A 13,709-nucleotide genomic window follows, 5' to 3' on the forward strand; every position below is an offset into this window, starting at 1 on the left:
GCCCGGCCGGAGGCAGCTGCCCCGCCGGCGCGGTCGGCCGGCGGGGCAGCTGCGCGGTCACGGCAAGCTGCAGGCGGTGCCGTTGATGGTGATCAATCGTGGGTCCGGGTTGGCGTAGAGACCACTCGTGGTGGCGTTGAAACCGACGTAGACGGTGGCTCCCGGCTGGATGCGTGAGTTCGCGGACTCGTTGAGCACGGTCACCGTCGCCCCGGACTGGCTGGAGCGGCCCGACCAGGACTCGCGGACCTTCTGGTCACCGGTGAAGGCGAAGCGCATCGTCCAGCCGTTGACGGTGGTGGTGCCGGTGTTGGTCACCTCCACCTGGGCGGTGAAGCCGCCCCCCTCCTGCCAGGTGCCGTAGTTGATGTAGCGGGCGCTGCACGTCGGTGCCGCGACGGGCTGGTCGGCGCCCTGGTCGTCCAGGAACGACGCCATCCAGGCCAGGGCCGAGTTCCAGTTGATCGCGACCTCGTTGGTGGAGTACGAGTTGATGTCGTCGACGTAGCAGAACATCGGCTTGCAGCCGGCGAGCAGCTGCTGGGCGAAGGGATCGTCGAGGAAGGAGTTGGCGCCGCCGGCGAGCGACCCCGCGGGCGGGTTCGGCAGGGCCGGGTCGAGCTGGTTGCCGTAGATGCGGCTGTGCTGGTTCTTCGCTGCCTTCTCGCCCCATCCGCTCACGTAGGACTGGTTGAGCGCGTTGCGGCCCAGGAGGTAGTCGATCGCCTCCACCGCTCCGTCCCGGTAGCGGGGCTGCCCGGAGATATCGAAGGCGGTGGCCAGCACGACGATGTTGTTGACGAGATTGCCGTTGGCACCCCAGAAGTAGGCGCCCGCGTGGCCCGGCATCGGCAGTCCGTAGGCCTGGGTGGCGGCCGTGGCCAGGTAGGAGTCGGCCGCGGCCAGCACCGACTGGCGGATGCGGGTCCGTTCAGCGGCGGGCAGTCCGCTGGGCACGGTGGCCAGCTCCAGGCGGGCCATCGGCGCCATCGCGGCCGAGTGGTAACCGGTGGGGGTGAACACGTTTCCGGTGTGGTGGGGCGAGGCGGTCAGGTCGGCGAGGTAGGAGGCCCCGCCGGTGGTGAGGTAGAGCTCCACTGCCGCCCAGTAGAACTCGTCGGTGACGTCGTTGTCGTTGTAGGCCCCGCCGCCGTTGCCGTCGTTGGGGTCGGCGTAGATGGCCGGGTTCGTCTTGGCGTCCGCGTAGGCCTTCTTCGCCGCCGCCAGGGCCCGGTCGGCGAAAGCCTTGTCGTACGGAGCGAAGAGCCGCGCGCCCTGGGCGGCGGCAGCGGCCAGGTTCAGGGTCGCCGACGTGGTCGGCGGGTGCAGCTCGCGCGGCTGGGGGTCGTCCTGCGGCGCGAGCGGCAGGCCGGTCCAGACCCGGTCGTGGATCTTGTGGTGCACCATGCCCGCCTTCGGCTTGCCGTCGGGCACCTGCATGCGCAGCATGAACTCCAGCTCCCAGCGCGCCTCGTCGAGGACGTCGGGTACGCCGTTGCCGCGCTCGGGCACCCGCAGGGTCGAGTCGCCGAGCGCCGCGCCGGAGCCTCCGGTCGCCGCGTTCTTGGTGCGTTCGAAGGCGCTCAGCAGCTGGGCGGTGGCCATGCCGCCGTTGACCACGTACTTGCCGTGGTCGCCGGCGTCGTACCAGCCGCCACGCACGTCGAGCCGGTAGTCGCAGACGCCGGCCTGACAGGGCACGTCGGTGTCGCCCTGGTTGGGTGCCACCCCGAGGTGGCCCGCCGGGCGGGCGTACTGCTCGCCGACCAGGGCGCCGTCGATGGCGATGCCGCTGCGCTGGATGTAGAAGAACTGCAGCGTGTCCGACCTGAGCTGGTGGTAGATCGAGCCGGAGATGTCGAACGGGTAGCTGGTTTCGCCGTCGGCCACCAGCGTGTATCCGGTGGTGGCCGTCTCGTACCCGGAGAAGTCGATGGTGTGCACGTTCTGGCCGGACGCCTGGTCGACGCCGCGTGGCGTGGTCTGCCCCGAGGCCACCACGGTGCCGGCGGCGTTGTGCAGCTGCCAGGGCATCGCGGTCGTGCTCTCGGTGACGAGCGTGGCGTGCTTCGGGCCGCTGGGCAGGTACCCGGTCTGGTTGACCCGCACCCGTGGGCCGGTGTCGGGCACGTACGGCGGTTCTTCCTCGCCGCCGCGCAGCGACACGTTGTCGATGCACATGGTGTATGCCGCGGCGTTCCCGCCGACCTGGAACACGACCTGGGCCGTGTGGGTGTCCTCGGTCGCGGTGAAGCTGTACTCGAAGTGGGCGCCCGCGGCGGTCATCGGGATGTCACGGGCAAGGTACGACGTGAACGGTTCCGAGCCGAGCTGCACCGTCACCCGGACGGTGGCGCTTGGGTCGGCCGAGGCGTCGAAGGAGAAGGCGTAGTCGCGCCCGGCCAGCAGCGTGATGTCGTTCTGGCCGATGCCCGCGTCCCACGGGTTGGCCAGCCCGCCTGGTACGGCGGCACAGTATTCGCCGTCGCGGATGCTCGACGAGGTGGTGCCGTACGCGAACCACCCGGCGGTGCCCTGGTCGAAGTGGCCGTTCTTCACCTGCTCCGGCCCGCCGGCGGGTGGGCCGTTGTACTCGCTGGACAGCGACACGTCGTCGAGGCAGAAGGCGAAGGCGACGGGGGCGCCGATCTGGAAGGTGAGACTGCCGTTGGTCGAGTCGAGCCCGGAGGTGAAGGTGTAGGTGAAGGTCTGCGCCGTGGGCGTCAGGGCGACCTCACGTGACAGCGGTGCGGTGTACGGCGGCTCGTTGAGCTGTACGTTGGCCCGTACCGTGGTGGCGGTGCTGGCCGAGGCGGTGAAAGTCAGCGTGTACGTGGCGCCGTCGACCAGCGGGATGTCGTTGTGGCCGATGGAGACATCCCAGGGGTTTTCGCTTCCGGCGGGGACGTTGGCGCACGCCCGACCGGCGTTGACGGCCAACGAGGTGTTGTCGGTCGACCACCACGGGGCGGTGCCGCTGTCGAAGGTGCCGTTGGTGATGTGCTCTACGGGCGCCGCGTGTGCCGGCGCGGTGGCGGAGATGAGGCTGGTGAGCAGCGTCGCGGCCAGGATCGCGCCGGCCCGCTTCAGGGTGCCTGGTTTCACGTGGGACGGGTCCTTCCAATAGCATAGAAGGGTATGGTTGGAAGCGCTCCCAGCCGGATGGTGTCAGGACGGCCTGGCGATGTCAAACCTCCTAATTGAGATGCTCTCCCACCGTCCGGCGCTCTACCGTGCCGCCATGGCCATCGACATCGCGAGCCTGGCGGACCGTCCCGACCTCGCCCCCCTGCTCGACGCCGACTTCGACGGGGCGTGGCCGGAGTTCATGCTCTGGGACCCGATGGCTTCCGTGTACTACGGCGTCGCGCACGACCTCTTCCCCGAGTTCGTCTTCGCCGCCGTCGACTCCGCCGAACCGGGACGCGCCGTCGCGCGGGCGTACGCCGTGCCGTTGCGTTGGACGGAGGCGATGCTTCCCGACGGCGGCTGGGACCGGGTGATCCAGCGGGCCGCCATCAACCGGCTCAGCGGGGGCAGCCCGAACATCGTCTCGGCCATCGAGATCTGCATCCGCCCGGACCGGCGCGGCAGCGGGCTGTCCGCGCTGATGCTCGCCGCCATGCGTACGGCCGTCGCGAAGCTCGGTTACGACACCCTCGTCGCCCCGGTCCGCCCGAGCGGCAAGCACACCCGGCCCGACCTGCCGATGACCGAGTACGCGGCGCAGGTCCGCGACGACGGCCTGCCGGTCGACCCGTGGCTGCGGGTGCACGTACGCGCCGGCGGGCGCATCGAGCGGGTCGCCGCCCGTTCCATGACGATCAGCGGGACGCTCGCCGACTGGCGCTCCTGGACGGGTCTGCCGTTCGACACCGACGGCCCGGTGCGGGTGCCGGGCGCCCTGGTGCCGGTGCACTGCGACGTGACCCACGACCACGCCGTCTACGTCGAGCCCAACGTCTGGGTCCGCCACCGGCTGTAGGCCCACCGGGTGCCGGATGGTCCCGCCGGGCTCGGGCCGCCCGCGCTCCACTCAGCCGTTGCCCGCGGCGGAGATCGGCGGGGCGGCGTGGTGATCCGGCGGGGGTGGAGACCGCAGCTCGACGGTCACGGTCGAACCGGCGGCGAGTTGGAAGGTCTGGTCCCGGACGGCCACCGGGACGGGTTGGTCGGCCCCGGGGGTGGCGGAGATCCGCAACCGTTCGTGGTCGACGTGCAGGGAGATCAACTGGTTGCGGTACCGGATGACGAAGTCGAGGCGGTCGAGCCCCTCCGGCAGCAGCGGGTCGAGCCGGAGCAGGTCGTCACGGATCTCCAGGCCGGTGTAGCACCGTTGCAGGATGTCCAGCGCTCCGGCGCTGGCGCCGAGGTGGATGCCGTTGCGCGTCGAGGTGCGCTGCGAATCCGAGAGGTCGGTGCCGAGCGCGGTCACCAGCATCTCGAAGGAGCGACGGCGGTCCGTCCGTGCCAGCACCCACGCGTGCGCGACGCGGCTCAGGGTGGAGCCGTGGCTGGTACGGGACAGGTAGTAGTCGACGGTGGCGGGGATGCGGGCGGGGTCGAACTCGTACCCCAGGCCCCGCACCAGGGCGGTGAGTTCCTCGGCGCTGAACAGGTACAGCAGCATCAGCACGTCGGCCTGTTTGGAGATCCGGTAACGGTTCGGGTGGTCTCCCTCGGCCTGCAGCAGCGGTCCCAGCTGCCGCAGGTCGCCGTACCGCTGCCGGTAGCGGTCCCAGTCCAGCTCCGCCAGATCGCCGTACCCTTCGAACTGGGCGAGAATCCCGTCGTCGAGGAAGGCCAGCCGCAGCCGCTGCCCGATGTGTGCCCACCGGCGCCGCTCGTCGTCGGTCGGGGCGACCTCACGCCACGGCCTGGCCCCCGGATGCCGGCCGACGACCGCGCAGGCCTCGACGGCACGGCCGAGCACCCAGGCGACCATCACGTTGAGGTACGCGCAGTTGTCCAGCCCCTGACCGGGCCGACCCGGGTACCCGTCGTGGAACTCGTCCGGCCCCATCACCCCACGGATGTCGTACCGGTCGTCGGCCGGGTCGTAGGTGGCCAGGCCGGCCCAGAACCGCGCCGTCTCGACCAGCAGCTCCAGCCCGCACGCGGCGAGGAACGACAGGTCGCCGGTGGTCTCCCAGTACCGCCACACGCAGTAGGCCACCGCCAGGTTGACGTGCTGCTGGCGGCCGGTGTAGTCGTCCGTCCACTCCCCCGTCACCGGCGACGGTGAACGGGACGGGCTCTCGTCGCGGCCGCTGTCGCCGCTCTGCCAGGGAAACAGGGCGCCCGGCATTCCCGCCGCGGCGGCCTGCCTCCGCGCCGCGGTCAGCCGCCGGTGCCGGTACTCCAGCAGGGCCCGGGTCAGCTCCGGCATCCGCAGATCCAGGTACGGATAGACGAACAGCTCGTCCCAGAAGATGTGCCCGTGGTAGCCCTCGCCGTGCAGCCCCCGGGCGGGCACACCGGCGTCCAGGCCGATGACGTGCGGCGACAGGGTCTGCAGCAGATGGAACGTGTGCACCCGGATCGGCAGCTGCCAGGCGTGCTTCTCGCCGACATCGAGCCGGAACCGTGCCCACAGCCGGGACCACGCGGCGGCATGTTCGGCCAGCGCCAGGGCGAATCCCCGCGCCTGGCGCAGCTCCTCGAGAGCGGCGGACAACGGCACTGACACCACCCGGTCCCGGTTGGAGAAGACCGCGACGGTCTTCTCCACCACCACACGTTCCCCGGGCGTCACGTCGATCCCGATCAGCTGGCTCACCTGGTCCGGCCCGTGGATCGGCTGCCTGCTGTGGGCGACGCCGTCGCAGATCCTGGTGCGGGCCGCCACGGCCACCTGGTGCCGGGAGTTCGTCGTCACCGCCGTCAGCCAGACGATCTCCGCGTCGTCGCCGCCGGTCGCCACATCGGTGAGGTGCCGCCCGCAGCTTCCGGCTTCCGCCGGCGCGTTCACGTTGACCACCCCACCGTCGATGCCCGAGCTGATCTCCAGCCGGCCCGACCAGTTCTCGGCGATGACGCTCGTCTCCAAAGCCGCCTGATGGGGGTTCGCCATCGACACCAGCCGGCGCTGCCGAACCCGGGTACGTCGCCGAGCCCGGTCGACCACGACCAACTCCCGTAGATACACCCCGTGCCGCAGATCCAGCATCCGGTGCTCGTGCACCCGCCGCCCCTGCCCGGACGCGAACCAGTCGCCGCCGGCGGGACGGAACGTGAACGGCAGCCAGTTCGGCAGGTTGACGATGCTCTCGTCGCCTGACGTGCCGGAGAGCCGGTTGTGGAAGCCGGCGAGGTAGGTGCCGGGATAGTGGACGCCGTCGGCCGACGCCTCCGGCGCCGCCCCGCGGGTGGCCAGGTATCCGTTGCCCAGGGTCAGGATCGTCTCCCGGGTGCCTTCCTCGTCGGGCACCTCACCGTCGCGGTACGCCAACGTCCAACCGGGCGGCGGAGGCCTGCTGCACAGCTCACACCCCGGGTCCACGTCCGCCGGCACCCCGTACTCCTCATCCACGGCGCGGTGCCGTTTCCCGGTTTCCGGCCCGGCAAACCCCGACCGAAACCGAAATCGAGCGCCGAACCTGATCTTTCGCCCTACATTGGTCGAATGAACCAGACGGGTACGGTGGTCGACCGGGTGGTGACCGACCGGGGCGAGCTGGTGCTCCGGCAGTGCGGCGGGCACTTCGAGATCATCAGCAACGGGGTCTTTCTGATGGACACCCGGGCCGGAGCCTCGGAACGGCTGCTCGTCCGGGAGGCCCTCCACCTCGTCCGGCCGGGCGCGCGGATGCTGATCGGCGGGCTGGGCGTGGGCTTCTCGCTGGCCGAGGCGGCGGCGTCCCCGACGCCGGGAGAGATCGTCGTGCTGGAGATCGAGGAGACGCTCGTCGAGTGGCATCGCCGTCGCCTGGCCCCCTTCAGCGGAAGCGCTCTCCACGACCCCCGGGTGCGGGTGGTGAACGAGGATCTCCTGGACTGGCTTCGGCGCACCGACGACGTCTTCGACGCCATCTGCCTCGACGTCGACAACGGCCCCGACTGGACCGTCTTCCCAGGCAATGCCACGCTCTACGACGAGGCCGGTACCGGGTTGCTGCGCGATCGACTGGCTGGCGGCGGCGTACTGGCCGTCTGGAGCGCCTCGGCCGCGCCCGGGTACGCCGCCCGCCTGGAGGCGATGATCGGTTCGGTCACCACTCACCTCGTCGACGTGCCGCGCGGCGAACCGGACGTCGTCTACCTGGCTCGCCGGCCTCTCACCCCGGCGGCGTGCCCGGCGCCGTGACGAGGTGGGCGAACAGGTCGGCGGCGGCGTCCAGCACGTCCCGGTCCCCGGTGATCAGCAGGTCCAGCAGCAGACCACGGGTCGCGGCGAGGCCCAGCCGGGCCCGCTGCCGGGCGTCCGCGCGGTCGAACCCGAGTCGCACGAACAGCTCCTCGACCGGGCCCGCCCAGGCAGCGATGACCGAGGCGCGGAACGGCTCGGTCCAGGACCGGCCGAACAGCGCCTGCGCGTAGATCTCGAAGAACAGCCGCTCCGCCGGGGCCAACTCCGGGTCGGCCAGGCGTCGCCAGAACCGCCGACTCACCTCGACCGGGTCATCGGTCTCGGTGGCGAGCGCGGCGAGCACGGCCCGCTGCTCGGCCTCGATCCACCGGACCACCTCCGCGAGCAGGCCTTCCCGACTGCCGAAGTGGTAGATGAGCATGCGGTGGCTGGTGCCCGTACCAGCGGCGATCTCGCGGAGGCTGAGCTGGCTGAACCCGCCCTCCTTCAGGAAACTGACGCACCGGTCGAGCAGCGCCTCGCGGGCCTCACCGGCCACCGGTGGACGCCGTACCGTCGCCGGGCGCCGGGCTCCCGTCCGCCGCGCGGGCGACGGCTTCGGCAGCCGCCTTGAGGCCGGCCGCCTCCATCCGCAGATATCGTCGGGTCCTGGCCCGGATCAGCAGCGCGACCAGCCCGGCGAGGACACCGGTCTGTCGGATGCCGATCCGGATGCGGGTCGTCCCATCCGGCTGGCGGTCCACCCGGTGGTGGGCGACCGTGTGCACCCCGAGCGCGTGGGCATCCCAGACGAACGAACTGCCGGCGTTCAGCTCGCAGACCCGCCACACCGTCGCCGGCAGCCCGGGCTGCCGGATGCGGAAGCGGTTGCCCATCCGCAGCGCCGGGCCGTCGAGCGGTTCGACCACCGACATCGACGCCGTCCACCGCGGATAGCTTGTCACGTCTTCCAGCGCCGCCCAGCTGTGCTCGATGCTGGCGGTGGTGGATATCGTCTCCTGGCAATCCATGTACCAGATGGTACAGACCCGCCGTCGGGTTCAGTACCCCAGCTGCGCCCGCACCCGGTCATGGAGCGCGGTCAGGGCCGGGCTCACCGTCGCGACAAGCGGGCCGGGGTCGGTCAGGCGACGCGCCGCGTCGGGCAGCCAGGCGAGATCGGCGTGGAACCGGTCGCGCGCCGCGCGCACCTCACCGGCCGGATCGGCCGCCGCAAGCCGGCGCCCACCACGCATCACCGACACGAGCAACGGCTCCCGGCCGGCCGGGAGCCGTTCGTCACGCAGCCCGATCACGTCCCCACTGGCCCCGGCGGGATCCCGGAACACCTGCTTCCGGCCCGGCAGGGTGGCCTTGCCCGGCGACAGCTTCAGCACCGGCCGATCGCCGACCGCGACGAGTTTGTACGCGCTGTCCAGCGACGGGGCGTCGTAGGAGACCCCCATCCGGGTGCCGACGCCGTACCCGTCGATCGGTGCGCCCTGGGCGACGAGACCGGCGATCACGTCCTCGTCGAGACTGCCACTGGCCACGATCTTCGCCCTGGTCAAGCCGGCGCCGTCCAGGATCGCGCGGGCCTCGCGGGCCAGCGGGGCCAGATCACCGGAGTCGAGCCGGACCGCCACCGGCCCGGTCAACCCCAACTCGGCGACCACGTCGACCGCGGCCCGCACCCCCTCCGGCGTGTCGTAGGTGTCGACCAGAAAGATCGGGTTCACCGGAAAATCGACGGCGAAGGCCCGGAACGCGGCCCGCTCGTCGGGGAACGCCTCGACGTACGAGTGGGCCATCGTCCCGGAGGGGGTGAGCCCGTAACGCCGGGCGGCCTCCACATCGCTGGTCGCGGCGAAACCGGCCACGGCCGATGCCCGCGCCACACCCGCCCCGGCCTCGAAGCCATGGGTGCGCCGGAACGCGAAGTCGATCAGCTGCGCGTCACCGGCGGCGATCCGGCAGCGGGCAGCCTTGGTCGCTACCGTGGTGTGGAAGGTCAGCAGGTTCAACACCCCGGTCTCCACCAGTTGCGCCTCCGCGATCGGCGCGGTCACCTCCAGCAACGGCTCGTCGGCGAACACCGCCCGCCCCTCCGGCACCGCCCATACGTCGCCGGTGAACCGCAGCCCGGCGAACGCCGCCAGGGTCGACTCGTCGAACCCGACGACGTCGCGCAGGTAGCCCAGCTCGTCGTCGTCGAAGGCGAAGGTCTCCAGGAAGGCCAGCGCCTCGGCCAGACCGGCCGCGACCAGGAACCCGCGCCCGTGCGGCAGGCGGCGGACGAAGAGGCTGAAGGTGGCCGGTTCGTTCATGCCGCGGCGTAGGTAGCTGGCCGCCATCCGCAGCTCGTACAGGTCCGTGCGCAGTCCAGTCACGCCACCTCCTCGGCCACGTCCCCCACTGTGGTCGACACCGCGGCGACGCGTGGCGGGAAACGGGTAATCGGAACGCGGGCAGCTCAAGCTTGGCGGCTACCGGCCGACGACCCGTTCCACCTCCCCGCAGTCGGCCGCGGACGCGACCGGCCTCCAGCTTCCACCGTCAACTCCGACGAGCATCCTCCCCCGCCGCTGATCAACTCCGGTTGCGGCAAAGTGTGGTCTCGTCGTCAGTTTTGACCACACCTTGCCGCAACCCGTGTCGATCACACGGTCCGGGGCGAGCAGGCCCCGGGGGCAACCGGCACAGCCACCACCGGAGGTACGACAAGGAAAACGCCCGATGCCCGGCCCACGGCCGGCCTACAGTGCGGGAATGTGGGAGTCGGTTGCCGCGCCGCTGGTGGGCCTGATGGCCGCCATCGGTCCGGCCGCCCCGACGCCGACCGTGTCACCGTCACCCCCGGTCACCTTCGCGCCGGTGCTCACGTCGGCGCCGTTCGGGGCACTGCCCGGGCAGCGGGTGACGCACACCGTCACCATCGCCGGCACCGGCGATCTCACGGCCGTCCGGGTCACCTTCACCACCACGGCCGATCTCGACGATGTCACCGCCCGGGCCGAGCCGGGTGGCTGCACCACGTCCCCGCGTACCGTCGTCTGCGACCTCGGTGACCTGACCCTGGGCGCCACCCCGGGGGCGCCGAGGATCACGATCAGTGGCCTGGTGCGCCCGGGTGCGCCGCCGGGCGCGGTGGTCCGCAACCGGGTGACCGTCACATCGGTGGAGTCCGCCACGACCGGCGCTCAGGTCGCCAGCAATGCATACCAGTTCCCCGGGCCGACGCACCCACCCACCGACCCGCCGCTGGAGTCGCCGGCCGCCGCGACCGGGGTCGGGCCGGCGGCAGGCTCGACGCGGACGCCGGCGGTCGTGGCGGTGCTGGTGGCCGGCGTGGCCGCGGTGGTCGGGCTGCTGCTGGCCCGTCGGCGACGACGCCACGAACCGCCCTCCGGGCAGGAGTAACCTTTGGCGCCGGCACCCACCGGCGCTGCGCACCTCGTCCGCGAGGCGCAGCGGAGTGGCACGCCGCTCAGTCCTCACTGTCCGGGCCCAGCAGCCGGATCTCCTCGATGTCGAGGGTGGCCTGCAGCTGCCGCAGTACGGCGTCGTCGATCTGGTTGGTGTTTCGCAGCCGGGTGATCTCCCGCCGTTTGCGGTCGAGCAGTTCGAGGCGGAACCGCCGGGCGGTCTCGCGCTCCTGCGCGTTCTCCTCGTTGCCCGGCGTGCGGGCGTCCTCCAGGTGCTCCTGGTAGTCGGCGCGCAGCCGTTCGACCATGTCCGGCGACGCGCCGACGTCGACCGCGACCTGCGGCAGGGCGGCCAGCCCGGCCTCGGTGGCCTGGATCCGTGCCCTGCGAACCTCGTCCTCCCGCTCCTGGTCGCCGACCAGGCGGGCCCAGCCGACCACGGCGGGCAGGGTGGTGCCCTGCCCGAGCATGGTCAGCACGATGACCGTGACGGTGACGAAGATGATCAGGTCACGGTCGTGCACGGGGGCGCCGGAGTGGGTGCTGACCGGGACGGCGAGCGCGGCGGCGAGCGAGACAGCGCCTCGGAAGCCCGCCCAGCCGGCGGCGGTGCGGACCCGGAAGTCGAAGCGACGGGACCGCTGGGACTCACGCCGGTCGATGGCCTGCAGGGCGGGCAGGACGAGTTGGAGCCAGACCATCCGGGTGACCACCACGATCAGCGTGACCAGCACCGCGATGCCCAGCGACTGGGCCGGTGTGTGGCTGGTGATGCCGCGCAGCGCGCGCGGGACCTGCATGCCGAGCAGCACGAAGAGACTGCCGTTGACCATGAAGGTGGCGAGGTCCCAGAACGCGAACGCGGTCAGCCTGGAGCGAGCCCGGATCACCCGGGGCCCGGCGTACGAGAGCAGCAGGCCGGCGACCACGACGGCGAGGACGCCGCTGGCGTGCACCGCTTCGGCCAGCAGGAACGCGACGAACGGGGTGAGGATGCTCAGCCCGCCCTCGCGCATCGGGTCGTCGACGTGTTTGCGGATCAGGATGACCGCACCGCCGACGAGCAGGCCGGCGGCGACCCCGACGGCGGCCGAGCCGAAGAAGCGGCCGGTCAGGCCGAGCGGGCCGGGCACCGCCCCGCCGGCGATCACCCCGACGGTGACGGCGAAGAGCACCAGCGCCGTACCGTCGTTGATCAGGCTCTCCGCGCGCAGGGTGGTGAGGATGCCGCGTGGCATCCGCTTGGCCAGGCCGGCGACGGCGGCGGCGTCGGTGGGTGCGAGGACCGCGCCGAGCACCCAGGCCGCCGCCGGCGAGACCCCGAGCGCCTGCGCGCCGTACGCGACGGCGACCGCCGTGATGATCACCAGCCCGACCGCGAGCAGCGTGATGACGAGCAGGTTGGCCCGGATCTCGCGGAGGCTGATGACGAGGCTCTCCCGGTAGAGGATCGCGGGCAGGAAGAGCAGCAGCACGACGTCCGGTTCGAGCGTCACCTGGGAGAACGGTGGCAGCAGCCCGAGTCCCGCCCCCATGGTGATGAGCAGCACGGGCGGCGCGACGCTGTAGCGGCCGCCAATGGTGGTGCCGACGAGCACGGTGGCGCCCAGCACCGCGATCAGTACGAGCCCGCTCACGTCGCCCCCCGTCACCCGCTCGCCGCCCCAACATGGTGGTACGGCGGGCGGAGCCGACGGGGTGGAACAGGGTAAATCGCTACTCGAAGCGGGCTGGGTCGCCGGCGCCGTGCCGCAGGATCTCCGGTTCCGGGCCGGACAGGTCGACCACGGTGGTGGGTTCCAGGCCGCACTCGCCGGCGTCGATCACGGCGTCGACGAGGTGGTCGAGCCGTTCCTTGATCTCCCAGCCCTGGGTCATCGGCTCTTCGTCGCCGGGCAGCAGCAGGGTGCTGGAGAGCAGCGGCTCCCCCAGCTCGGCGAGCAGCGCCTGGGTGACCGTGTGCCTGGGCACGCGCACCCCGACCGTTCGCTTGCGGGGCTCCTGGAGCCGGCGTGGCACCTCGTGGGTGGCCGGCAGGATAAAGGTGTAACTGCCCGGGATGGCGGCCTTCACCAGGCGGAAGATCGAGTTGCTGACCTTGACGAACTGGCCGAGCTGGGCGAAGTCCCGGCAGACCAGGGTGAAGTGGTGCCGGTCGTCGAGCCGGCGGATCTCCCGAATCCGGTCCACGCCCTCCCGGTTGCCGATCCGGCAGCCGAAGGCGTAGCAGGAGTCCGTCGGGTAGGCGACCAGCCCGTCGTCCCGGATCAGGTCGACCACCTGCCGCAGGGTGCGCGGTTGGGGGTTGTCCGGATGCAGGTCGTAGTACCTTGCCACGCCCCCACCCTATGCCCCCACCGCGCGGGCCCAGCCACCCCAGGGCGGCAGCGCAACGTCAGAGGGGCGGCGGGCCGTTCCGCAGCCGGCTGTACAGGTAACCGTCGCACCACCGGCCGTCCCGGAACTCGCAGGCGCGTATTACGCCCTCCAGCTGGAATCCGGCCTTCACCAGGGACCGCTGTTCGGCGATGTTCTCCGGGTGGGTGCCCGCCTGGACGCGCTGCAACGGCGTGTGCGTGAACAGGTAGTCGCACAGCATCGCCTGTGCCCGCCAACCGATGCCGTGCCCGCGCCACTCGGGCAGCAGCGCGATCCCGATCTCCCAGTGTTTCGTGGGGCCGCCGAAGTCCCGCAGCGTCCAGCTCACGAACCCGGCGGCGGCCTGTTTCTCCTCCACCTCGACCATCAGCCGGCCACTCTCGGCCCCGAGATAGCTGTCGGTGGCGTAGCGCCGCGCGGGCGCCTGCGGGTCCTTGAATCCGGTCCAGTCCAGACCGATGAGGCCCGGCTCCGTCGCGAATCGACGGAACATCGCCAGGTCCTCCTCGACGACCGGCCGGAGCCGGATCGAGTGTTCGCTCACCTCGTCGCCCCGTTCGCCGGCTGAACCAGGGCGCTGCTCCTCGGCGCCCGTCACGCCACCCTACTGGCGCCGG

Annotated in this window: 11 protein-coding genes; 3 read left to right on the top strand and 8 right to left on the bottom strand. The window is 71.5% G+C overall.

What is annotated here, in order from left to right; all coding sequences use genetic code 11:
* Window positions 1–57 precede the first annotated feature (57 nt).
* A complete protein-coding gene (locus ACIRG9_RS13655; protein WP_402854693.1) occupies window positions 58–3,105 on the bottom strand; it encodes a glycoside hydrolase family 9 protein in 3,048 nt (1,015 codons plus the stop codon).
* A 136-nt stretch (window positions 3,106–3,241) separates the two neighbouring features.
* On the opposite strand from ACIRG9_RS13655, the gene ACIRG9_RS13660 reads away from it, so the two are divergent.
* A complete protein-coding gene (locus ACIRG9_RS13660; protein ID WP_402854695.1) occupies window positions 3,242–3,985 on the top strand; it encodes an N-acetyltransferase in 744 nt (247 codons plus the stop codon).
* Window positions 3,986–4,036: 51 nt separating this feature from the next.
* On the opposite strand, the gene ACIRG9_RS13665 is transcribed toward ACIRG9_RS13660, so the two are convergent.
* Entirely contained in the window at window positions 4,037–6,514 is a 2,478-nt protein-coding gene (locus ACIRG9_RS13665; protein WP_402854697.1) for a glycoside hydrolase family 65 protein, read from the bottom strand.
* A 111-nt stretch (window positions 6,515–6,625) separates the two neighbouring features.
* Here ACIRG9_RS13665 and ACIRG9_RS13670 point away from each other — a divergent pair, with 111 nt between their 5' ends.
* Window positions 6,626–7,306 carry a spermidine synthase gene (locus ACIRG9_RS13670; protein ID WP_402854699.1) on the top strand — a complete coding sequence of 227 codons (681 nt, stop codon included), beginning with the start codon at window positions 6,626–6,628 and terminating at the stop codon, window positions 7,304–7,306.
* On the opposite strand, the gene ACIRG9_RS13675 is transcribed toward ACIRG9_RS13670, so the two are convergent.
* From ACIRG9_RS13675 to ACIRG9_RS13685, 3 genes are read right to left on the bottom strand one after another with little or no spacing between them, the layout of a single operon-like run.
* Entirely contained in the window at window positions 7,278–7,847 is a 570-nt protein-coding gene (locus tag ACIRG9_RS13675; RefSeq protein WP_402854700.1) for a TetR/AcrR family transcriptional regulator, read from the bottom strand. The genes ACIRG9_RS13670 and ACIRG9_RS13675 overlap by 29 nt on opposite strands.
* Window positions 7,837–8,319, bottom strand: coding sequence for an SRPBCC family protein (locus ACIRG9_RS13680; protein WP_402854702.1), 483 nt, complete (start codon window positions 8,317–8,319; stop codon window positions 7,837–7,839). The genes ACIRG9_RS13675 and ACIRG9_RS13680 overlap by 11 nt, the downstream gene beginning before the upstream one ends.
* Before the next feature lie 30 nt (window positions 8,320–8,349).
* Complete coding sequence (locus ACIRG9_RS13685) at window positions 8,350–9,678, bottom strand: nicotinate phosphoribosyltransferase (RefSeq protein ID WP_402854704.1); 1,329 nt, start codon at window positions 9,676–9,678, stop codon at window positions 8,350–8,352.
* 379 nt (window positions 9,679–10,057) lie between these two features.
* On the opposite strand from ACIRG9_RS13685, the gene ACIRG9_RS13690 reads away from it, so the two are divergent.
* Window positions 10,058–10,708, top strand: coding sequence for a hypothetical protein (locus ACIRG9_RS13690; RefSeq protein ID WP_402854707.1), 651 nt, complete (start codon window positions 10,058–10,060; stop codon window positions 10,706–10,708).
* 67 nt (window positions 10,709–10,775) lie between these two features.
* Here the strand turns inward: ACIRG9_RS13690 and ACIRG9_RS13695 are convergent, their stop codons facing one another.
* From ACIRG9_RS13695 to ACIRG9_RS13705, 3 genes are all read right to left on the bottom strand, one after another.
* Complete coding sequence (locus tag ACIRG9_RS13695) at window positions 10,776–12,350, bottom strand: Na+/H+ antiporter (protein WP_402854710.1); 1,575 nt, start codon at window positions 12,348–12,350, stop codon at window positions 10,776–10,778.
* Between the two features lie 79 nt (window positions 12,351–12,429).
* On the bottom strand, window positions 12,430–13,050 hold the full coding sequence (locus ACIRG9_RS13700) for an L-threonylcarbamoyladenylate synthase (RefSeq protein WP_402854712.1): 621 nt from the start codon (window positions 13,048–13,050) through the stop codon (window positions 12,430–12,432).
* Window positions 13,051–13,108: 58 nt separating this feature from the next.
* Window positions 13,109–13,690 carry a GNAT family N-acetyltransferase gene (locus ACIRG9_RS13705; protein ID WP_402854714.1) on the bottom strand — a complete coding sequence of 194 codons (582 nt, stop codon included), beginning with the start codon at window positions 13,688–13,690 and terminating at the stop codon, window positions 13,109–13,111.
* Window positions 13,691–13,709: the final 19 nt, after the last annotated feature.

Origin of the sequence: Micromonospora sp. NPDC093277 (assembly GCF_044765245.1) — a bacterium.
Classification (GTDB): domain Bacteria; phylum Actinomycetota; class Actinomycetes; order Mycobacteriales; family Micromonosporaceae; genus Micromonospora.